Below are 21,390 nucleotides of genomic sequence, written 5' to 3'. Positions count from 1 at the left end.
GCTGATCATTTATTTACTCTTTAAATGGTCACACTCTCTAAGATGAAAACCTCCTCAACTCTCTGGTAGAATAGATACAGTGATTTAATGAGGAGGCGCTTGCAATGGACTTTCAAACCGTTATTTCTGATGAGTATGCGAGACTGAAAGGAAATTCCATCCTATCGTTTTTATTAGATTGCCTTCGCGGCGGTCGTCGCAAACAAATTGAGAGAGAGCTGAGTACCCCCGAATTTCAAACCTATACAAAGCTGATTTTTAGCAATCAATTATCTTTTACTTATATGGTTGTTCAATTTTTATGGCCTCAAATTGTGCGTTCTGCCGTAGACGGAGGAATGTCGGATATGGAGGCTTCAGGTATTTACCGTAATTATATCCTGAAGGCGCAACAGGCCAAATCTGTACAAGCTTTATTAGATTTGCATCAACAAGTTTTCCTTGAGTATGCCGGCAATGTCGCGCTTGCCCAAGAGGATAAAAGCTATTCACCGTTAGTTCGGAAGTGTCATCATTATATTAAAGAACATCTGTACGATTCTCTGACTGTCAGCGAAATCGCGGAGGCGTTGCACTTTAGCCGAAGCCATCTTTCCCATGCATATAAACGAGAGACGGGAGAAACGCTTTCTGATCGCATCCGTAAGGAAAGGATTTCCGCGGCTATGCAGCTTCTCGAACATACTTCGTTGACATTGAATGATATTGGACAAAAGCTCGGCTTCAGCTCACAAAGCCATTTTACCGATATATTCCTGAGAGAAATGAGAATCACACCTCATCAGTACCGTCTCAAGCCTAAATCTCAAACATGATCAAGGCTGAAGCACGTAATAACCAAAAATAAACGTGTAAGTTCAGAAAAGAAATAGACCATCTCCTTGGCGAAGTATGGTCTATTTCTTATTTACACCAATTTGGACCATCTAAAAGTTCACGTGCAAATCTGATATAAAAAAGCATCAAGCTTGTAATGTTGCCGCTTCGAAGTTTGTTACAGTGAAGGTGTCATTTTATATGGACACAGGATCTGTTTTTCATAACATTCGGAGGTGTAGCAAGTGAAATTTAAAGATAAAGTTGTTGTGATTACTGGAGCAGTTGCAGGACTTGGAAAACAAAATGCGATCTGCTTTGCCAAAGAAGGGGCAAAACTAGCCATTTGTGATATTCAAGAAGAGAAATTAAAGGAAACGGCAAAGCTGTGTGAGGCAGAAGGCACAGATGTATTAGCAATAGTAACAAACTTAAAAGAACAAGAGCAGATGAAGGAATTTGTGCAGAACATTCAAGAGAAATTTGGCCATGTAGATGTATTAATTAATGGGGCCACTTCTTCGAACTATATGGTGCCTTTTTTAGAGCAAACGATTGAGGATTTAGATCATTCATTAAAAACACAACTATATGCAACATGGACGATGATGCAGCTTTGTTTCCCTTTGATGAAAGAAAATGGTGGATCGATTATCAATTTTATAAGCAGAGCCGTTCAAGGTTTAGATCGATATGCATCTTATACTGCAGCTAAAGGCGCTGTTGGGGCTTTAACTCGTACTGTCGCTATTGAATGGGGAAAATATAATATTCGAGTGAACAATGTAAGTCCTATAGCGATAACGGATACGGTAATAAATGACTCTCCGAAAGAACTTTATGATGTCATTATGACGGAAGTGGCGAAATCTAGTCCTTTCAACAGAATTGGAATACCAGAAGACGATGTGGTCCCCGTTATTTTATTTTTAGCCTCAGAAGATAGCAGATGGATTACAGGGCAAGATATCCATGTTGAAGGCGGCGTAGATATTCACTGGTAAATCAATGATCATACATTAATAGTCATAGAAGAATAAAATGAAAGAATTCGCACAAAAAAAGTGGACATCCTTTTTAGAGAAAGGAAATGTCCACTTTTTTTGATACAACTAATCATATTAGGAAATCAAAAAAGGACCTGATTAGTTATATCAGGTTCTTTAATATTGCATATAAACAGACACGATGATACAATCTGAATACGACTCTCAAAAGTTGAATTGACATAGATAACACATCTTATAATTTAATTGTACTATGTCGATGAACTCGTGTCAAATGATTTTTTCTCAATTTAATGGTTAGGAGAGATGTTGAATGAGTTCTTTGGTTCTCGGTTTTCAGGAAATGGATAAAACGCAGCTATTGCTCGTTGGCGGAAAAGGGTTGAATTTAGGGCAATTATCCAAAATAGAAGGAATACAAGTACCGGAAGGATTTTGTGTTACAACAGTGGGATATCAAAAAGTCATCGAACAAAACGAAACGTACCATGCTTTGCTCAATCGACTAACGTTGCTAAAAGTAGAGGATCGAAATCAAATTGGTGAAATCAGCCGAATGATTCGACAGATCATTATGGAAGCAGAAATTCCTGCCAATGTTGTAAAAGCAGTTACTCACTATCTCTCCCAGTTTGGGGATGAACATGCTTATGCAGTGCGTTCTAGTGCGACGGCTGAAGATTTACCACATGCCTCTTTTGCTGGCCAACAAGATACCTATTTAAATATTATCGGCAAAGAAGCAGTCTTGCAGCATATTAGCAAATGTTGGGCTTCCCTCTTTACGGATCGCGCGGTGATCTACCGTATGCAAAATGGATTTGACCACAGCCAAGTTTATTTATCCGTTATTGTTCAAAGGATGGTTTTCCCACAGGCTTCAGGGATTTTATTTACTGCTGATCCGATTACTTCTAACCGAAAGCTGTTATCCATCGATGCCAGTTTTGGACTTGGAGAAGCATTGGTATCTGGCTTGGTATCTCCCGATAGTTATAAAGTACAGGAAGAGGAAATCGTCGATAAGAAGATTGCAATCAAAAAATGGGCTATCTATGGACTAAAAGAAGGCGGAACAGAGACACAGCAGATCGATCCTGATCAGCAAAAGGCGCAAACCCTTACTGAACAACAAATTTTACAACTAGCACGCATAGGAAGAAAGATTGAAGAACATTTCGGCTGCCCACAAGATATCGAATGGTGCTTGGCTCATGATACCTTTTATATTGTTCAGAGCCGGCCAATCACTACTTTATACCCGATCCCTGAAGCGGATGATCAAGAAAATCACGTCTATGTATCTGTCGGCCACCAACAAATGATGACCGACCCTATAAAACCATTGGGACTGTCTTTTTACCTGTTAACGACACGTGCACCTATGCGTAAAGCTGGTGGAAGACTATTTGTTGATATCACACAAACTTTGGCTTCGCCTGACAGAAGAAAGATGATCATAGATGCTCTCGGAAAATCCGAGCCACTCATCAAAGACGCACTTTTGACCATCGTTGCGCGAGAAGGTTTTATAAAAACGTCACCAGATGATGTTGAAAAAATACCTAGTCCCATTAAAAGTAATGAAGGTATAGCGTCTTCGGATTTTCAAGCACAAATCGAAAACGATCCGGCAATCGTATCTGAATTGATTAAGCGTAATCAAACATCGATAGAAGAGTTAAAACAAAACATCCAAACGAAAACAGGATCAGCTTTATTTGATTTTATTCTAGAAGATATCCAGCAATTAAAGAAATTTTTATTTGATCCACAAAGTTCGGCTGTGTTTATGACTGCTATGGATGCTTCTGCATGGATTAATGAAAAAATGAAAGAGTGGTTAGGTGAAAAAAACGTGGCAGATACGCTTTCGCAATCTGTTCCAAACAATATTACTTCGGAAATGGGTCTGGCGCTATTGGATGTCGCAGATGTGATTCGCCCCTTTCCAGAAGTCATTGATTATTTACAGCATGTAAAAGACGATAACTTTTTGTATGAGCTCGTTACGTTTAAAGGTGGACAGGAAACCCTAGACGCTATCTCTGCTTATCTCCATAAATACGGAATGCGCTGTGCCGGAGAAATCGATATGACGAAACCTCGTTGGAGTGAAAAACCAATGACACTTGTCCCGATGATTCTAGGTCACATCAAAAACTTTGAGCCTAATGCGGGCAAACGGAAATTTGAGCAAGGACGACAGGAAGCTTTAGAAAAAGAACGAGAGTTATTAGATCGATTGAAAACATTACCGGATGGCAAGCGAAAAGCCGAAGAGACAAAACGAGTGATTAGTCTAATCCGGAATTTCATCGGGTATCGTGAATATCCAAAATACGGCATGATTAGTCGCTACTTCGTATATAAGCAAGCTTTACTGAAAGAAGCCGAGCAGCTCGTACTAGCAGGCGTTATTCATGAGAAAGAAGATGTATATTATCTCACTTTTGACGAATTTAGCGATGTCGTACGCACAAGTAAACTGGATCACCAGATCATCAGCAAACGAAAGGACGAGTACAACATATATGAAAAACTAACTCCACCACGAGTTATTACGTCTGATGGTGAAATGATTTCGGGTAAATACGAACGAGAAAATCTCCCAGCCGAAGCTTTGGCAGGCTTGCCTGTTTCTTCCGGAGTGATTGAGGGGCGAGCACGTGTCATCTTAAGGATGGAAGATGCGGTTCTAGAAGATGGAGATATATTAGTCACGTCCTTTACTGACCCTGGCTGGACACCTTTGTTTGTATCTATTAAAGGACTAGTCACCGAAGTTGGCGGACTAATGACCCATGGATCCGTTATCGCGCGTGAATATGGCTTGCCAGCAGTTGTTGGGGTAGAAAAGGCTACCAAACTAATAAAAGATGGGCAACGCATTCGCGTGCATGGAACAGAAGGGTATATCGAAATATTGTAATGTTCTGAATCAATGGCACGATGCGACGTTGGCACGGCTTTCAAGGCAATAACGCCAGAAAAGACCGGGTCGCCGAAGACAGAGGGACCCCTCTAAGCGTTGCAATACCGATTTGCCGTTCGGGCAACGGCGGATCCAATGATATTTCAAAGAGCTTGCCGGACTGCAGCTCCTCTTGGATATAATTCCGAACGACAAAAGCAAGGCCGAATCCGCTGCGAGCGAATTGAACGAGAAGATCCACGCTTCCCAGTTCGAATTCAGGCTCCAGCTTCACTCCATGTAAAGCGGCATAGTCATCCAGGTACCGTCTTGTGCTGCCCCCCGATTCAAGAAGCAGAAGGGGATATTGCATGAGGGTCTCAATGGGAAGCGGGCCGTCAGCCGCCAAATCCCGAAATTGGATCCCCCCGACAAGACTGTCCTGGATCGGCGTGCTCTTACGGAACTCAACTTGTTTGTCGGAAGCGGGCAGGCTGACGATGCCAAAGTCGATTTTGCCTTCCTTTAGCAGCGCTAGCGTCTCCGGAGTCGTCCGATTCGTGACTCGAATCCGTACTCCGGGGTGCTGGGCATGGAACTGCTCCAGATGAGGCAATAAGTAGTGTTTGCACAACGTGTCGCTTGCCCCAATCGCGATTTCTCCGCTGTTTAAGTTGTTCATTTCTGCAATGGCCTTCTCTCCGATGTCAACGAAATTGAAAGCCTGCTCCAGGTAGTGAAAAAGCACCTCTCCTTCCTTGGTCAAGGTAGCACCCTTCGGAGTGCGGAAAAACAGCTGCCCACCAAGGGTGCTCTCCAACTGTTTAATGGTATGACTGACGGCCGGTTGAGTGATATGAAGCTGATCTGCTGCCCGCGATAAGCTCCCTGTTCTAGCAATCCAATAAAAGACACGGTACCACTCCAGATTTACTTGCATATCCATTACCTCTCTTTATACCTAATATAACTAATATCTATTATTCTAATATACTTTACTTCCATTATCATTAGCTCTGTAAGCAAATTAGGATCGGAGGTCAAGGATATGACGATAACAGCAATTGTAGGTGCGAATTGGGGAGACGAGGGCAAGGGGAAAATGACAGACGTGATGGCGGCCGATTCTTCCTATGTGGTGAGATACCAAGGCGGGAGCAACGCGGGGCACACGATTATCAACCCTTTCGGCAAATTCGCGCTGCGGATGCTACCTTCAGGGGTTTTCTATCCGGATGTCGTAAACGTTATCGGCCCGGGAGTAGCGGTAGATATCGATGTGCTGCTGCAAGAATTGGATTCCTTAACGGTAAGAGGGGTTCCACGTCCTCAATTACGTATTTCGGAGCGGGCTCAAATTGTATTGCCAGTGCACCGGATGCTCGATGAGCTTGAAGAAAAGCGATTGGGAGCACGCAGCTTCGGTTCGACCAAACGCGGTATTGCTCCTTTCTATGCCGATAAATACGCGAAGCTCGGAATTCAGGTTTCCGAGTTGTTCGTCCAGGCTCATCTTCGTGAACGGTTGGAGCATTTATTAGAGAGCAAGAACATTCTGCTTGAGCATCTTTACGGACAGTCTTCCATTAAGGTGGAGGACTGGTTATCCAAGCTAAGCGAGCAGGCGGAAGCTATAGCACCTTACCTGTGCGACACCACATCGTTGTTGCATAAGGCATATCGAAATGGAGAAGGGATTTTGCTTGAGGGTCAGCTTGGGGCGCTGCGGGATCCGGATCACGGCATTTATCCATTCACCACTTCCTCATCTACGCTTGCCGGATATGCTTCGGTCGGTGCAGGGCTTCCGCCGTATTCGATAGAGAAGATAGTTGCGGTTACTAAGGCTTACTCCAGCTGTGTCGGTGCCGGTCCTTTCGTAGCAGAGCTGGAGGGCGAGGAGGCCGAGGAGCTTCGAAGCCGCGGGGGAGATGCCGGCGAATATGGAGTGGTGACAGGCCGGCCGCGAAGGGTCGGATGGTTCGATGCGGTCGCGACGCGTTATGGCTGCAGGATCCAAGGCGCAACCTCCGTCGCCCTTACGAACTTGGATGTTCTAGGTTACTTGGATGAAATTCCGATATGCGTAGGATATGAGACGGAGGGGGAGGTCGCGAACGAGTTCCTCTTCCCACAGAATTTGTCCTCGGCCAAACCTATTTATAAGCGGCTTCCGGGCTGGAAGTGCGATATCTCGCAGGTGGCTAAAATGGAAGATTTACCGGAGGCGGCAAGGGGTTATGTCGAATTCATCGAGTCGGAGATCGGAGTCGCAATCACAACGGTATCTGTTGGTCCTAGTCGGGAGCAGATTATTCTTCGGTGAGCGACGGCAACTAGGGGCTTAAGATTAGGTAAGTGTACTTAATGATAATATTTTAACCTGCTATTAGCTCACACTAAGCAAAAGAAAGGGCATAGTCCGTAATGGACTTGCCCTTCCAACTTCACTGAACCAACTGCCATTGCTGGTTCAGATCGCCGCGGTATAAATTTTGTTGGATTTTCGCTCCATCTGCGGTGGAGGATCCCAGCACTTCGACTGCTTTGTTGCTGTTCACGTTAAGAATGCTCCAGTATCCGTTACTTAGCTTGATCAAGCGAAACTGTTGTGCTGTATTGGAGAGAGCCTGCATAAGCTGAATCGCTTCCCCGTTGTTTTTTGTTCCGTTACGAACATCCATGACTTTATTATCAGATGAGCTCACGCTCCGCAACTCATAATAGTTGTTGTAGGTACCCTGATCCGTAACGACCCAGCGCTGCGCCGTCGTGTTATTGTCCGTCGACTGTTGAAGCTGCAGGGCGTTCGTATTTTGCCCGCCCGGAACCTCGAGCATTTTGCCCGATGCACGGTTTACAAGCTTGTACGTCGCACCATTCGTCACTCCATTCCAGACACCATTCCAAGGATTTAACTGAGCGCGTTCATAATACCATTCAAAAATAAAGCGGGCCATGCCATCGCGGGCTGTATTACCATCATACAGCAAGCCGGCTGTCGGGTCTGCGAACGAGCTTCTCGTGCCGGAATTCAGCAAAAATCCGTTCATATGGACAGCAATGCTCACATTACCTGCCGCTGTGAAGATCGCTTTAGTGTTTTTGCCGAATCCCTCGTTTGACCCGTTAAACAGCTCCCAATAGGAGGAGTCTCCGGGTTGTGTTTTAAACCAGGTTGTTTCTGTAATATTGATTGGATAATTATCAGCGCAAGGCTTAATATTGGTATCCCACTGCTGCTGTAAAAGCGTGTAATTGTCATTAGCACCATAGCCTGGATACCAATGGACCGAATAACCAACATTGTTCAGTGGATCCGTAAGTGGATATGCTGCGCACAATTGATAGTATTGATCCCAGCCGAGCCCCGCTGCCCAGACAACGTTATCTGCTCCTTTACTGCGGATCGTGGAGATCATTGCGTTTTGGAAATTTTTGAGCGAGTTCCAGTGCGCAACGAAATTGGACTGGGAAGGATGTCCGCCCCAAACACCATTAACATCGGATAGTACAGGCTCGTTGATTAGCTCGAACATGACGTTATCCGCGCTCTTAATGCCCGGCTGGTCAGCTAGGTAGCCCCAGATCTGATTGAATTTAGCAAGATTGTCGGGCGTTGTCGCTTGGTTGTTATTCAACGTGTAATCGAGGCCGAGTGTAACATATAAACCTTTGGTCTTGGCATAGTTGATGTAAGGAATGATTACGTTCTGGGTGACGGCCTGCAAACCAGCAAAGTTATAGGTGCCCGCTGCAACGTCTCCCATGTCTTCCCGGTCAATGAATAGACGGACCTGATTCATATACCATCCATGGTTGTTGCCGTATTTGGCGGAAGTGCTCGTAAAGGTATCGGTAATATCCTTCAAATATGCCAGAATAGCTGCATGCCGATTCCCGCCGTTCTGATTCAGATAGTAGTTGCTGTTCTGGTATGTCCAGTAAGCACCGGAAGGCTGATGCCACCCGCTGAGCAATACGGGCTGACCGTTGGTGTTCACCAGCTGATTACCACTAACATGGAGCTTGGACATTGGCATGCCAACCCACGCTTCTACCGGCTTTCCGCTTAGCAACATCGGCGACATCACTAATGCGAGAAGCAGCATAATCTTGACTCCTAAACTAAATTTCTTCTTACTCATTCATTACATCTCCTTTATTTTGTTTGATTTATGCAAATCATGATAGTAATTAGGCAGGGTGGAGAGGGCAATACTTCTTTCTTCGGGGACGTGGTTTAAAATGGAACTAAATGTATGCGTTTACAAAATGAGCTTACTACTAGACAATGGTCGACGGCAACCTGTCGGATTATGGGAGTATGCCCCGCCAATTTCTACTTTGGGGTATGAGAAAGAAGTATGAATTAACAGGTTGTTAGCGCTGAATGGAAGTAATACACTGTTGGCAGTGAAGCACTTTCATTCAGGAAAGGAAGATTATGAACATGGCTAAATATAATTTAATATTGAATACCGCACCGTCAGGATATGACCAATATGGGGATAACATAGCCCGTGGGATAATAGACACGGTTGAATATTTCTCTATGACGGTAGGCACCTCACGCAAAATGATGATTTACACCCCACCGGGATATTCAGATAATCAACGGTATAACGTACTCTATCTATTGCACGGTATTGGCGGGGATGAAACGGAATGGTACCATCACGGCAATCCGCAAGTTATTCTTGATAATTTGTACGCAGCACGCAAGCTTGCGCCTATGATCGTGGTCATGCCAAACGGTCGGGCAATGCCGAATGATCGAGCGGAGGGAAACCTATTCGATCCCGACAAGCTGCAAGCTTTCGAGGACTTTGAATCCGATTTGTTGCATGAGATCATTCCATTTATAGAATCAAACTATTGGGTTCAGATTGAAAGAGAAAATCGTGCTCTTGCCGGTTTATCTATGGGAGGAGGGCAATCACTCAATATTGGGTTAGGGAATCTCGACCATTTTGCATGGATTGGCGGTTTCTCTTCCGCTCCTAATACGAAGGCACCTGAGCGGCTAGTACCGAATCCTGAGGAAACAACCGCAAAACTCAAGCTGCTTTGGCTTTCATGCGGAGTTTTGGATAATCTAAAACATGTCAGCGACCAGACACATGCGTATTTGACCCAGCAGAATGTACCTCACATTTGGTACGAGGAGAGCGGAGGCCATGATTGGCCGGTATGGAAAAATGATTTATATCATTTTTCTCAGCTCATTTTTCAACCATTTCAATGTTGAACTGACAGTCGTCATAAACGAACGATGAGCTGTTTCATAAAATAAAATGTAAGCGCAATTGCATAATCAGGATTACAGTCCGAGCCTTTTGGCGATTCAGCGTATAAAAGAATTTAAAATATAAACAGACATGATGACACCATCATGTCTGTTTATATTCATATGGGCATCATTATAAAACTTAAAATTTATTTTGATAGAGAAAACTTATTTCTTCCTCAACAATAGGGGCAGAATGCGAAGCAACGCTTAGTAACTGTGGACGTAACAATTTCAGCTTCTTACTCGAGCCAATGTAATGACCATTTCGATTCATGTATCGAGATGGTCTTTTTTCATTTTCATATCACCAGAAAACTTCATTGTCCCCATCCCATCGTTAAGTAAAAGTGAAAAATGAAAGAAGAGACTCATCCTCCTCCTACGAGGATTGCATAAAAGTGGAGATTAAGTTAATCGGCAGATTAATTCAATAGTGGACCTATGACCTGCGCTTGTCATAGGTTATAATTGGAAGATAAAGACTCCGGTTTACTTGATAGAGGAGGCAGATATCGGACATACAGGCCATTGTATTGGATTTAGGCGGAACCTTAATAAATGAGGAAGTGTTATTATCTTACAAACGAAAAGAGGCAGAGTGATGGAAAAAGACCCTTTCGCACAACTTAATATTTGGCATCAAGAAGATGAACATGAAAAAATAGTAGATAAAATTATGGAAATTCCCCAATCAGACAGAGATTATAATACGATCAGTTTATTGGCAAGAGCTATGAATAATCTGAAACGTTACGATGAAGCACTTCAACAGCTTTTGACTATTGCAAAACTAGGTGAGGATGACCCTCTTTGGCATTTTCGTGTGGGCTACTCCTACTATTATCTTGAACAATATGAGGAAGCATTAAGAGAATTTGAAATTACAGATAAGCTAGATCCAGGAGATAGATCGACTTTAACATTATTAGATTGGAGCCGAGGTAAAGTCGAACGAAAGTCAGACAAAATGAAACCATCGGAGCTAAGAGTGCAAGACAAAAGTAGTGCATCAATTGAATATTTAAAAGATATGTATATTGATGCATATTTCCCTGATTTTCTTGTGGATAAAGTCAAAGCTGAACTAGTTAAAGTTGTTGAATTTTTGGAACAAGGAAATCAAGATATCGAAGAAATTCAAGCAAAGCTTGATTTCGCCATCCAAGCAATCAATGTTATTGCAGAAGAGTTTGACGAAAATGACAGCGAAATTGAAACCGTTGCGAGAGAATCAATTGCACAAACTGTTGAAGATATTTTAGCCTTTTTTAGTATCGAAATAGATACAGAAGTAGCCATTCAAGAACGTGATTGGTAGGTTAGACGAGGGATTCGAGGGTGGCGGTTAATTTCCAACTTGAATAACACCCTATTCATTTATATTTAGGATAAGGAGGAAAATAGTATATCCATCTATTTTAATATTTCAATGCCTGTTATGGATTTTCTTACTGAGAGCCATCAAGTAATGCTGAGTCATGGAGTTAAACTGTATGCTGAAATATTTGTTAACGCACAGGGTGAACGTCAATATTCATCTTTTGAAAGTGAAAAAAACGAATTGTTCTCCAGTTATTTTAATGATTCTGCATATAACTCTTTCTTCTTTTCCTGCTACCCTATACAAGATATAACCCAAATAAACGAATTTGGATATTTTTACGATGAACCAAGCTCCTATTCTATTGAAGTTAAAGGCGGCAGAGAAACCTATAAAAGTCGAGAACTTATACAAATGCGCATGATATCAAAGAATCCTAACAAACAGATACAATCTTTTTATCGAGCATTTCAAAGAGACTTAAAGAAAATTTCAGGATTGCAAAAGCATACCCAAAAGAATTATTTTTACTTGCCAACGGAAAAAATTATCATTCCTGCTAATCCACAATCACAGAACACAAGAGATAATTGGGAAGACTTTTATCTTTCAAAAATTGAGAGTTTTTAAATAATTGGGGATATATTATGAATACTTTTATTGCGGAACATTGGAATCTTGAAAAACATGAACTGCCCGGCATTAATTGCATCATCTTTCCAAATGGCACTGTAACTATTTTAAATTGTTATAGTACATATAACCCCAACACAAAAGAAAGTGAATTTTTTTGCTCTCCCTTATGTGACACAACCATTGAAAGCATAGCAAAGTATAATGATGATTATTGGACGATCGTTGATGAATGGGTCAGTATTGATTATCAAGATGGGAAAATATATGGCGGTGATGGTCAAATGGGCAATGAAGGATTTATTGCTTGTACGGATGCTGAAGACCATTTGGTATGGGGAATATTTTTTGAAAATTCAAATCCTATAAAGAACTTAGAAATTAAAGATAAAACCCTAATCGCTATTAATGAGCATACTGAATTACAAATTGAAATCAACTTAGAAAACCTCACCCAAATTAAAATGACTTGCTTAAAATCCAATTAATTAAAGTTAGAGGAGAGAATACAAAGATGGATAAGGATCTATTAAAGCAGCTCACTCTTTGGCATAACAAGGACCAGTATGAGAAAATTATTAATAAAATTATGGAAATACCCGAAGCAGACAGGGACTACGACTTAGTTTGCCATTTGGCAAGAGCATTGAATAATCAAGATAATTATCATGAAGCGATCAAATATTTTTTATCTGTGCAAAAGCAAGGCGAGAACGACCCTCTTTGGCATTACCGAATAGGCTATGCTTATTATTACCTTGAACAGTATAAGGAAGCGATAGTTGCTTTTGAACAAGCTGTAGCACTAGACCCTGAAGATGCACATGGCAGGAGGTTTTTAGAAATGAGCCGCAACGCCGCTAGTAGAGCAGGAAATGAAACGATCCATATCGTTAAAGTTGAACAGGATGAGGGTTTGTTAGAAGTTAATGAAAAAATAAACCCATTTGGGCTAGTTGCTCATAATAATGGAAGCATATCCATGATTTTAAGTGTTGGCAAATATAAGCATGAAATTTTTCAAACACGAGCCGATGAAGGATTTGAGGGCAATGGCTATGATTGGGGTTCATTAGCAGCCGTGTTTCTTGAAGAAAAAATGCCTCATTTAGTTGATATTGTGCGATTTGACCCTGAAGCCGATATGTTCGCTGCTTATTCAGACAATAGAGAAGCCATACTTAGTTTTGCAATCGCCTTTAAGGAAGCATGTGAAGATGACTCATTAATAAAAGACCTATTTTCACGAGCTGAATTAGACTGATTGGAAATATCAAGGTACAACAGTATCCTCTGTTGTATTGAAATGACATTAGCCGATCTAACTTTCTAGAGGTGATGAGCGTATGGGAACTTGGAGTGCTGAGGTTTTTGGTAATGACACCTCGTGTGAGATCAAGGAATATTTCTATGAGCAGTATAATCGGGGTTGTGAAGTTACTCAGATTGTCAGCGAGCTACAAGAGAAATTTACTGATAGCTTAAATAATGCAGATGATAGAAACAATGTATTATTTGCGTTGTCCTACTGCCTTTGGGAAACGAAATCCTTAGAGGATTCGCTGTTAGAGCAAGTCGCTCAGATCATTGAGAGTGGGAGTGACTTAACTGTCTGTGAACAGCTTGGAGCAAATGTACCATTTATTAACCAGCGAAAAAAGTACTTACATACATTCATCGCCAAAATTAGTGTACCCAAAAGTATAGCAAAAAAGAGGGTCAAGCCGCCTACGAAATTTGAAAGTGATTATCACAATGGCAGCTGCCTTACTTTTCAATATCCTAATGGCTTATACGGCGGCATTATCATTATCGACTGCGCCTTTTATCGTAACCGAGGTTCAATGCGCATAGCATTCACCGATATGGAGCAGCACTCTGAACCCGATTATAACGATTTTCTAGCCTCTCGCCTGACCAACTTTAGCTGGGAGGGAGTATGGGGAGAGGCCAACAAGTATGCCGCCTTTGAGGGTAAGACTGCCCGAATTTCTACCTATCCGTTGAGCTATGATCATGCTAAAGAGCGTGTTTCTTATTTTGAGTATAACGATATGTTCTTCACAATTGTGGGCGAGCTCCCTAAATACACACAATGCCTACTATCTACAGTTGGAATTGGGGTCCATTACAACCTTGCTTATCCTGAGTTCGCCATCTCTATGAAAAAGACATTGCTATATTGGAAGCAAAATGAAGACCTATACGGTAAAAAAGTTTCTAAAGAAACGATTATTCAATTAAATAACTTATTAGTCCTCAACAAGTAGCTGTTTACGTATTTTCATATATAAATAAATCACTGAGTCCGGTTTTTGATATCCCTTTTTATTTGGAAAATTAGAATGCCTAAAAAGAAAGCGGAGATGAACATATGTACATAAGCAAATGGTGGGGAGATTTAATTGGCGGTTCCGATGATTCGCTGGCATTAATAGACTATTTGGAACAATTGGACTTAACGGATGTGACGCTCAATCAGATCTTAAAGGACTTGGGTTTCGATATTCTGCTTTCTGAGGGAGACTTGAAAAACGGCGGAAATGTTGGATATGATATGAAACGTGCTAACAGCATCTTTCGGGTAGAGCTTGATATTGCCTGCGGTGCACTAATCGACCTTTCAGCCATTGTGTTAGAGAGTCTTAAATCAGGCTATGTCGATTTGCATGATTTGGATGAGGCTAGGCAGCCGCGCAAACTTTATATTGATGCCTCCGAAGAAAAAAGAAACCTGCTTCGGGATGAATTGAACAAGTTTTCCCGTAATCCGCTGTCCTACGATTTAGCAGAGCTTGTTCCGCCTGATGATATGAGGGAGCTTGCGGAAAAGGCAAAAATGATTGCAGATGAGCTGTAATAAGTTGGTCTTAGCTTTTGAATATGGGAAGGTTTAGTATTTTCAGACGTTAAGATTACTCAAGGCGTGACCATCGGTAAAAATAGTATCATCGGAGCACCACGTCTTAAGGGGTACAATGTACCTACTAAGACGTGGTTTTTTGTTTCCATTCAATGAATCAAAAATGAATGTTCCTGTACTGGCTCGGTGTAATTTGTTCCAGCTTTTTGAAGACAGAGCAGAAGTAGTTGGCATCTTCAAAGCCGCTTAGATAAGCAATTTCCTTCACATGCATTTGAGAATGCTGCAGAAGAAGCTCCTTGCTTTTTTTAATCCTTACGGAATGAATATATTGAAAAATACGTATACCGGTTGTTTTTTTGAAAACGGTGCATAAATGCTGCGGCGTAACGTCGATAACCTCGGCCAAGATTTCCAGCGTGAGCGGCTGGCTGAAGTTCTGCTCAATGTAATCGAATAACGGCTTAAGCTTGAAATTGAGGCTGGTGGCGCTATGGTTGGGGAGGACCGATGCATATTGCACAATATCTGTAAGCAGGGAGTACATCACTCCAGAGCATTGGATACCCTTCAATCCGGCGTTCGACTGCCCAATATCAAGGACATTCCTTATTCTGGCCAATAGCGCTTCAGGTCTGGATACATAATATACGCCGGATGCTGAGATGCCAGCAATGCGGTTCAGGAACGATTGCACTTGATGGCCGTCGAAGACGATCCAGTCGACGATCCAGGAGGAGCTTACTGCATAATACTCATGGGGAACTCCCTGAAATAGAAGCATAGCCATTCCTTCCTTCACCCGATAGACCTTGCCTTCGACCATTAATTCCCCTTCTCCTTCAACGCATTGAATCCACTGATATAAATAGCCTTGGGGGCGTATGACATTCTCCTGCAGCCAATGCTGTCCGGCCTGCACAACATAATAAGGCAATTCTCTGTCTAATTCAGTCAGGACTGGAATATATCTTTTCGTCATCAGATCACCTTAATATTTTAATGTTATTCGTAAAATCATTAGATTGTTTCCTTATTATCGGGCTATTACACTAAATAATATAACAGAGTATCACTTGTTACAACGCTGCCAAACGAAATAGCGAAAGGATGACAATAGAATGTACAGAGCCGAAACACTATTGATGAATGGTTGGGAATTTACAAAAAACGAGCCAGCAGACGATAACTTTGAGCCCGTTCATTTGCCCCACGACTGGGCGATAACCGCTCCGATCGATAGACATATGAAGCAGGGCGAACCACAGGGGTTCAGGGATAGATGGGGGATCGGCTGGTACAGAAAAACTTTAGTTTTAGAGGAGAAGAAGGAAGGTCACGTCTATCAGCTGCAATTTGACGGCGTATACGAGAACAGTACGGTATGGGTGAATGGCATTTCTGTAGGAGGCAGGAAATATGGTTATTCCAGATTCACCCTTGATATTACGGATGCCGTCCATGCGGGCGATAATCTGATTCAGGTCAAAGTGGATAATACATCTATGCCAGCGGACAGATGGTATTCGGGAGCAGGTATATACCGGACGGTCAAGCTGTTGACCTTGCAAGAAAAACATTTGAATCCGGAGCATATACAGGTAGTCTCGAAGGTTGAAGGCGACAACGCAGTGGTAAAGATTCATACCGGGGTCGCTGGCTTTGTGAGTGCAAATATGACAAACGGAAGACTATCTTATACGGGAGAGTCTGACAACGGCAGCATTACGATTGATATTCCGTCTCCGAAGCTGTGGAGTCCCGAGCAGCCGCATCTCTACAATGTGGAATTGACTCTGCACGAAGATAAACAGATTTCAGACATTTACAAGCTGCGAATCGGCATTCGGACAATTGAAATGGTTGCAGGCAAAGGGATGTATTTGAACGGTCAAGTGACAAAAATCAAAGGCTTCTGCGTACATCAAGATGCCGGATCTCTCGGTATAGCTGTCACGCCAGAAATTTGGAGAGAGCGATTCCTTAAGTTCAAGGAAATGGGATGCAACGCTGTACGCGTCTCTCATCACATCCCTGCATCGGAGCTGCTGGATCTTTGCGATGAGCTGGGGCTGCTGGTCTATGAGGAGCCATTCGACAAGTGGACGGGCGGGTCTTATCGGAGATACTTTGAGACGGAGTGGCAGCGCGATTTGGAATGTATGGTGCGAAGAGACAGGAATCATCCCTGTATTTTCATGTGGGGCGTCGGCAACGAAGTGGAGAACCAAGGACAGGCTTCCATGCTGAGCATCTTGAGAATGCTTAAGGATCATCTTCTAACGCTTGACGACACAAGGCCTGTCTCCTACGCGATGAATCCGCACTTCAAATACGAGGACAACGTCGATCTCTCCAAAGTGGAGGATATTCAGCAGTTCGTGGACACGGAGAGCGATACGGAAATTTACGATCAGGACGAGAGGATTGAACGAATCCGGCGGATCGCCGAAATTGTCGATGTCATCAGCTGCAACTATCAGGAGCAATGGTATCCCGGCATCCATAAAGTTGCTCCTGACAAGCTGATTCTGGGCACGGAGACGTATCAATTTTTCAGGGGACATCCCGAGCAAATGCAAAATTTCAGTGACGAGGTGCCATGGATGGACGTGGAGAAGCACGATTACGTCATCGGCGGGATGCTCTGGACGGGCATCGACTATTTGGGTGAATCCATGGGATATCCTGCGAAAGGCTGGGCCGGTTCATTATTTTGGACGAACAATGAACGCAAGCCGTTGTCCTATCTATACGAAAGCTACTGGTCGGAAAAGCCAATGGTATATTTTGCTTTACAGGATTACTCCTTGCAGGACGAGGGCGTCAAGCAGCATTGGGATGCTCCGCGATACGCAAGCCATTGGAATTTCCAGCAATTCAACAAAACGGTCATTCCGTATATGATCGCGTCTAACTGCGAGGAAGTGGTGCTAGAGCTTAATGGCAAGCAGTACCATGTAAAGCAACCTTCCTCTTACCCTAGCCGCATGATTACGGGTTACCTTCCTTATTTGCCAGGCACCGTGAAAGTTAGAGGGTTCAATGGCGGACAAGAGGCCTGTAGCTATACGCTGCAAACAGCCGGCCCTACGGTGAGACTGAGCTTCGATGAAGAAACAGTCAAATTGCCAGCCAAGGATGGTTACCATCGTTTGTTAACTGTCCGGGCAATCGACCAAGAGGGGACGCCCGTATTCCGTGAAAGTGCCAAGGTCACCTTCCAAGTTATCGGACCTGCTGAGATTGTGCGAGTGGATAACGGAGACCTGTGCTCCAGCGAGCCCTATGACCGAAATTGGATGCATATGTACCGAGGCTGCGTCAGCACAATTATTCGATTATCGGGAGAAAAGGGCCGTATTGTATTAACGGCTTACGCAGACGGGTTGTATTCTGCCGAGGTTGTCGTTCTAGTCATTTAAGTTCCAACATTCCTTAATGAATAATGCCGCATGATTTTCGTCCGAAATAGATAAGAGAAACAACCCGCTGGGCAGTAAAATCTGCTCCAGCGGGTTTATCGGTGTCTATGGTGGATTTAACTGCTAACTTCAATCGTCTTAAGCGGCCTTTCTGCCGGACCTTCAAGTACTGTGCCTGTTATCGAGAAGCGGGATCCATGGCAAGGACAGTCCCATGTTCGCTCCCCGTCATTCCACTCCACTTCGCAGCCCATATGCGTGCAAGTCGTATCTACGACATGCAGTTTTCCTTCCGTATCGCGGTAAGCGCCTGCTCGGCGGCCATGCACGCTGACTACGGCACCTTCGTCCGAATTCAGCTCATGAGGCTTTCGATGCACCATTTCTACTTTACCGCTGACTAGATGTTTGGCCACGTCCAAATTGTCCACGACGAGATTCTTCAGCGTGCTGAGAGACAGGGAACGGGATGGCGCGAAAAGCTGGGTATACGGATTGTCGTGCTCCTGAACAAGGTCTCGTATGAGAAGAGCAGCTGCGGTGCCTGTTGTCATTCCCCATTTTTTGAAGCCGGAAGCGATGAAGATATTCGGATTGTTCTCCGTAATACGGCCTACATAAGGCAATTTGTCTCCAGTCACTAAATCTTGCGCAGACCAGCGATAAGAAATGCTTTCCGTTCCGAAATTCTCTGCTGCAAACCGCTGCAGCGTTTCATAATGGTTGATCGTACAAATACCTTGTCCCGTTTTATGGTTCTGACCGCCAATAATCAAGAGCGGGGAGCCGTCCAGGTCCGTAGCACTGCGGATGGAACGTTTTGGCTCCTCCGCGCTAAGATACATGCCGCCTGGATAGTTAACCTTACTTTTTACGGCAAGGGCATAGGAACGCTCCGCATGCATTCTGGCGAAAAAAAAGCCATATCCGTCAAAGAAGGGAAAGTGGGAGCAGATGACGACGCGATCGCAAGTGATTTGGTAGCCATTAGCTGTTGAGACAACGGGGTGTTGATCCTGTTGAATATCTGTTGCCGTCGAATGTTCGTAGATCCGGCCACCAGCCTCGACGAACTTGCCGGCAAGCGCGCTCAAATATTGCAAAGGATGGAATTGTGCCTGCTTCTTCATGACGACGGCTGCTATTGCCGGAATGTTCGTCAAAGGAATATGGTCAACATAGTATCCGGTTATACCGAGCCTTTCATAAGCAGCCATTTCGTCTTGAAGCTTCGACAGGTAAGAATCTGTATTTGTATACACGTAGGCATCCTGCTCGGTGAAGCCGCATTCAATCCCATGTTCATTGACCGTATCTCGAATAAATTGAAGCGCGTCTGCATTGGCTTTGTAATAGAGTTCTGCTTTCTCATAACCCTGTTGTTTAATCAGCGCATCGTAGATAATGTCATGCTGAGCGGTTATTTTAGCAGTTGTATGACCGGTTGTCCCACTGAAGAGAGTGCTGGCCTCCAATAGAACGACTCGCAACCCTGCTTTCGCGAGCAAGTATCCTGTCGTTATTCCTGAAATGCCCCCTCCAACCACGACAACATCGGTTTCGATATTCTCCTCCAGCTTAGGGTAGGAAGGAAGACTCTCAGCCGATTTCATCCAAAACGGCTCTGGGTATGTAGGTAGTGCTGGGATATTTGCCATCGTATGTTCCCTCCAAAAATAAAATCCTTTCTTCTTCTTATTCCCTATAGAAGGAAAACTATTCTATTCACATCGCTAGCGTATAATTGGAAAATGTGCCGCAATTTTTTATTATTTGGTTATTCGTTGATTCTCAAGGGGATGGTTAACAAGGGAAGGAGCGGAATTCAGGTATATTCGTACGTATATCGAATGGAGAGCAAATTATAATGGATAAGAAAAAATTGGATTTAGCAGCCCTTGCCAGCATCCAGAATATTCGGAGGGGTTTTTGCTTGCCATTCCGTTATTCGCGATATGCTCGACATCGTTCGCGGAAGAACATCGGCAAGAAAAAACAGTCATGAAATGGTTCACGGTCATCGGAATGGCGCTTCCGAGTATGAAACAGGAACGGTGGCTCTACTTCTTATTCGCTATCAAGCCTAAGAAGAACGAATATTATTAAAAGGCTGGTATACGGAAATCGTTTCACAGTCTTTTTTAAGTCTATCGTATTTTGCCTATCAACCTATCATGTGGTACGCTATTCCTAAAATGGATAAAGGTGATTCAGTGACATTTAACTTTTAGAGAATCCGCAGCTCTATTACCAATAGGCTTGAATCAGGGCTTATGAAGTTAATCGATCTCGAATTACTTGTTTAAAGTGAGGAGATTTTATGTACTATTCACTAAAAGAATTGCAAGTTGCTTATGAGTCTGGAGCGAAGTTAAAGTTTCTATTTTTCTGGGGCCATACATCAATGAAAGATGGCACCATAAGTGCCAGCTGTTTAAGCCAGTGGTGGGAAAGCTCATTTAGAGTGGAAGGGGAGCTATACAGCTGCGCCGAGCAGTATATGATGGCTGAAAAGGCACGGCTTTTTTATGACAACGAAATGCTTGAGGCAATAATGATGGCAAAGCACCCGAAAGAAATGAAGAGTTACGGTCGTGCAGTTAAAGGTTTTGATGCAGACATTTGGGAAAGTCGTTGTTATGATATCGTACTTCAAGGAAACCTAGCCAAGTTCGGACAAAACCCCGAACTTTTGAATTTTATAAAGGCAAGTAAAAACCGGATTTTTGTAGAAGCTAGTCCAGTGGATCGGATTTGGGGAATTGGACTTTCAAAAGACCATCCTCACGTAAATAATCCTTTGTTTTGGAAAGGTAAGAATTTGCTGGGCTTCGCATTAACCGAGGTTCGTGATCGTTTGAATAACGAAGATTTACAAGGTAGAGTTACGTCTTAGAATCTTGCCTCCGGCGGCTATTTATTTTATGTGAAAAATTGAATTTTAAAAAACGTTAATCTTATTATTAAGGTTAACGTTTTTTTTATGAAAGAAAGGCTCGAGGAGAGGCTGCCACGTCAGGTTGTTCTTGAAACAATTTTAAATTAAAGCTAAAATATAGCCTAATAAATACCGAATTCGGGAGAAGGCTGTTACACCACATTTTTGATGCAGGAGGAA

Annotated in this window: 18 protein-coding genes; 14 read left to right on the top strand and 4 right to left on the bottom strand. The window is 43.2% G+C overall.

All coding sequences use genetic code 11. The features are described 5' to 3' along the window. The first annotated feature begins 104 nt into the window (after positions 1 to 104). The 3 genes from AC50Y5_RS10725 (at position 105) to ppsA (ending at position 4,755) form a co-directional block, all read left to right on the top strand. Positions 105 to 815, top strand: a complete 711-nt coding sequence (locus AC50Y5_RS10725; RefSeq protein WP_494860427.1) for a helix-turn-helix transcriptional regulator — start codon at positions 105 to 107, stop codon at positions 813 to 815. A gap of 246 nt (positions 816 to 1,061) precedes the next feature. Then, positions 1,062 to 1,820, top strand: coding sequence for an SDR family NAD(P)-dependent oxidoreductase (locus AC50Y5_RS10720; protein WP_494860425.1), 759 nt, complete (start codon positions 1,062 to 1,064; stop codon positions 1,818 to 1,820). Positions 1,821 to 2,136: 316 nt separating this feature from the next. Then, positions 2,137 to 4,755, top strand: coding sequence for a phosphoenolpyruvate synthase (gene ppsA / locus AC50Y5_RS10715; protein ID WP_494860423.1), 2,619 nt, complete (start codon positions 2,137 to 2,139; stop codon positions 4,753 to 4,755). 40 nt (positions 4,756 to 4,795) lie between these two features. Here the strand turns inward: ppsA and AC50Y5_RS10710 are convergent, their stop codons facing one another. Then, positions 4,796 to 5,677, bottom strand: coding sequence for a LysR family transcriptional regulator (locus tag AC50Y5_RS10710; protein WP_494860421.1), 882 nt, complete (start codon positions 5,675 to 5,677; stop codon positions 4,796 to 4,798). A gap of 108 nt (positions 5,678 to 5,785) precedes the next feature. On the opposite strand from AC50Y5_RS10710, the gene AC50Y5_RS10705 reads away from it, so the two are divergent. Then, positions 5,786 to 7,063, top strand: coding sequence for an adenylosuccinate synthase (locus AC50Y5_RS10705; RefSeq protein ID WP_494860419.1), 1,278 nt, complete (start codon positions 5,786 to 5,788; stop codon positions 7,061 to 7,063). A 121-nt stretch (positions 7,064 to 7,184) separates the two neighbouring features. Here AC50Y5_RS10705 and AC50Y5_RS10700 read toward each other — a convergent pair whose 3' ends face one another. Next, complete coding sequence (locus tag AC50Y5_RS10700; protein WP_494860417.1) at positions 7,185 to 8,885, bottom strand: RICIN domain-containing protein; 1,701 nt, start codon at positions 8,883 to 8,885, stop codon at positions 7,185 to 7,187. Positions 8,886 to 9,190: 305 nt separating this feature from the next. Here AC50Y5_RS10700 and AC50Y5_RS10695 point away from each other — a divergent pair, with 305 nt between their 5' ends. The 7 genes from AC50Y5_RS10695 (at position 9,191) to AC50Y5_RS10665 (ending at position 14,844) form a co-directional block, all read left to right on the top strand. Next, positions 9,191 to 9,988, top strand: a complete 798-nt coding sequence (locus AC50Y5_RS10695; protein WP_200931665.1) for an alpha/beta hydrolase — start codon at positions 9,191 to 9,193, stop codon at positions 9,986 to 9,988. A 643-nt stretch (positions 9,989 to 10,631) separates the two neighbouring features. Next, the gene (locus AC50Y5_RS10690) at positions 10,632 to 11,348 is read left to right on the top strand and encodes a DUF5713 family protein (protein ID WP_442952552.1); all 717 of its coding nucleotides are present in this window, start codon (positions 10,632 to 10,634) and stop codon (positions 11,346 to 11,348) included. A gap of 150 nt (positions 11,349 to 11,498) precedes the next feature. After that, entirely contained in the window at positions 11,499 to 11,981 is a 483-nt protein-coding gene (locus AC50Y5_RS10685; protein ID WP_494860414.1) for a hypothetical protein, read from the top strand. Between the two features lie 17 nt (positions 11,982 to 11,998). Then, positions 11,999 to 12,472: a hypothetical protein gene (locus AC50Y5_RS10680; protein ID WP_494860412.1), complete on the top strand. Its 474-nt coding sequence runs from the start codon at positions 11,999 to 12,001 to the stop codon at positions 12,470 to 12,472. Between the two features lie 26 nt (positions 12,473 to 12,498). Further along, positions 12,499 to 13,248 (top strand): Imm51 family immunity protein, encoded by a 750-nt coding sequence (locus AC50Y5_RS10675; protein ID WP_081419007.1) that lies wholly within the window; start codon positions 12,499 to 12,501, stop codon positions 13,246 to 13,248. An 82-nt stretch (positions 13,249 to 13,330) separates the two neighbouring features. After that, positions 13,331 to 14,254 (top strand): hypothetical protein, encoded by a 924-nt coding sequence (locus AC50Y5_RS10670; RefSeq protein WP_494860405.1) that lies wholly within the window; start codon positions 13,331 to 13,333, stop codon positions 14,252 to 14,254. Between the two features lie 104 nt (positions 14,255 to 14,358). Further along, positions 14,359 to 14,844 carry an imm68 putative immunity domain-containing protein gene (locus AC50Y5_RS10665; RefSeq protein ID WP_056040316.1) on the top strand — a complete coding sequence of 162 codons (486 nt, stop codon included), beginning with the start codon at positions 14,359 to 14,361 and terminating at the stop codon, positions 14,842 to 14,844. Between the two features lie 160 nt (positions 14,845 to 15,004). On the opposite strand, the gene AC50Y5_RS10660 is transcribed toward AC50Y5_RS10665, so the two are convergent. Then, a complete protein-coding gene (locus AC50Y5_RS10660; protein WP_056040317.1) occupies positions 15,005 to 15,829 on the bottom strand; it encodes an AraC family transcriptional regulator in 825 nt (274 codons plus the stop codon). A gap of 139 nt (positions 15,830 to 15,968) precedes the next feature. Between AC50Y5_RS10660 and AC50Y5_RS10655 the strand changes: the two genes are divergently transcribed. Further along, positions 15,969 to 18,272 (top strand): glycoside hydrolase family 2 TIM barrel-domain containing protein, encoded by a 2,304-nt coding sequence (locus AC50Y5_RS10655; RefSeq protein WP_056040320.1) that lies wholly within the window; start codon positions 15,969 to 15,971, stop codon positions 18,270 to 18,272. Positions 18,273 to 18,388: 116 nt separating this feature from the next. Here AC50Y5_RS10655 and AC50Y5_RS10650 read toward each other — a convergent pair whose 3' ends face one another. Beyond that, positions 18,389 to 19,930 carry an FAD-dependent oxidoreductase gene (locus AC50Y5_RS10650; protein WP_056040321.1) on the bottom strand — a complete coding sequence of 514 codons (1,542 nt, stop codon included), beginning with the start codon at positions 19,928 to 19,930 and terminating at the stop codon, positions 18,389 to 18,391. Between the two features lie 240 nt (positions 19,931 to 20,170). On the opposite strand from AC50Y5_RS10650, the gene AC50Y5_RS10645 reads away from it, so the two are divergent. Both AC50Y5_RS10645 and ybiA read left to right on the top strand, forming a co-directional pair. Beyond that, positions 20,171 to 20,359 (top strand): hypothetical protein, encoded by a 189-nt coding sequence (locus AC50Y5_RS10645; protein ID WP_155973416.1) that lies wholly within the window; start codon positions 20,171 to 20,173, stop codon positions 20,357 to 20,359. A gap of 233 nt (positions 20,360 to 20,592) precedes the next feature. Beyond that, positions 20,593 to 21,168: a riboflavin biosynthesis intermediates N-glycosidase gene (ybiA, locus tag AC50Y5_RS10640; RefSeq protein ID WP_494860399.1), complete on the top strand. Its 576-nt coding sequence runs from the start codon at positions 20,593 to 20,595 to the stop codon at positions 21,166 to 21,168. Positions 21,169 to 21,390 lie beyond the last annotated feature (222 nt).

The organism is Paenibacillus sp. JT22N7 (assembly GCF_059383875.1).
This window is presented reverse-complemented; position numbering and strand designations above follow the sequence as displayed.

What these genes read in the sequence shown, in the direction of transcription:
- AC50Y5_RS10725 (WP_494860427.1), top strand. Translation starts at nt 105, where the DNA reads ATGGACTTTCAAACCGTTATTTCTGATGAGTATGCGAGACTGAAAGGA.
- ppsA (WP_494860423.1), top strand. Translation starts at nt 2,137, where the DNA reads ATGAGTTCTTTGGTTCTCGGTTTTCAGGAAATGGATAAAACGCAGCTA.
- AC50Y5_RS10710 (WP_494860421.1), bottom strand. Translation starts at nt 5,677, where the DNA reads ATGCAAGTAAATCTGGAGTGGTACCGTGTCTTTTATTGGATTGCTAGA.
- AC50Y5_RS10705 (WP_494860419.1), top strand. Translation starts at nt 5,786, where the DNA reads ATGACGATAACAGCAATTGTAGGTGCGAATTGGGGAGACGAGGGCAAG.
- AC50Y5_RS10700 (WP_494860417.1), bottom strand. Translation starts at nt 8,885, where the DNA reads ATGAGTAAGAAGAAATTTAGTTTAGGAGTCAAGATTATGCTGCTTCTC.
- AC50Y5_RS10695 (WP_200931665.1), top strand. Translation starts at nt 9,191, where the DNA reads ATGGCTAAATATAATTTAATATTGAATACCGCACCGTCAGGATATGAC.
- AC50Y5_RS10690 (WP_442952552.1), top strand. Translation starts at nt 10,632, where the DNA reads ATGGAAAAAGACCCTTTCGCACAACTTAATATTTGGCATCAAGAAGAT.
- AC50Y5_RS10685 (WP_494860414.1), top strand. Translation starts at nt 11,499, where the DNA reads ATGCTGAGTCATGGAGTTAAACTGTATGCTGAAATATTTGTTAACGCA.
- AC50Y5_RS10680 (WP_494860412.1), top strand. Translation starts at nt 11,999, where the DNA reads ATGAATACTTTTATTGCGGAACATTGGAATCTTGAAAAACATGAACTG.
- AC50Y5_RS10675 (WP_081419007.1), top strand. Translation starts at nt 12,499, where the DNA reads ATGGATAAGGATCTATTAAAGCAGCTCACTCTTTGGCATAACAAGGAC.
- AC50Y5_RS10670 (WP_494860405.1), top strand. Translation starts at nt 13,331, where the DNA reads ATGGGAACTTGGAGTGCTGAGGTTTTTGGTAATGACACCTCGTGTGAG.
- AC50Y5_RS10665 (WP_056040316.1), top strand. Translation starts at nt 14,359, where the DNA reads ATGTACATAAGCAAATGGTGGGGAGATTTAATTGGCGGTTCCGATGAT.
- AC50Y5_RS10660 (WP_056040317.1), bottom strand. Translation starts at nt 15,829, where the DNA reads ATGACGAAAAGATATATTCCAGTCCTGACTGAATTAGACAGAGAATTG.
- AC50Y5_RS10655 (WP_056040320.1), top strand. Translation starts at nt 15,969, where the DNA reads ATGTACAGAGCCGAAACACTATTGATGAATGGTTGGGAATTTACAAAA.
- AC50Y5_RS10650 (WP_056040321.1), bottom strand. Translation starts at nt 19,930, where the DNA reads ATGGCAAATATCCCAGCACTACCTACATACCCAGAGCCGTTTTGGATG.
- ybiA (WP_494860399.1), top strand. Translation starts at nt 20,593, where the DNA reads ATGTACTATTCACTAAAAGAATTGCAAGTTGCTTATGAGTCTGGAGCG.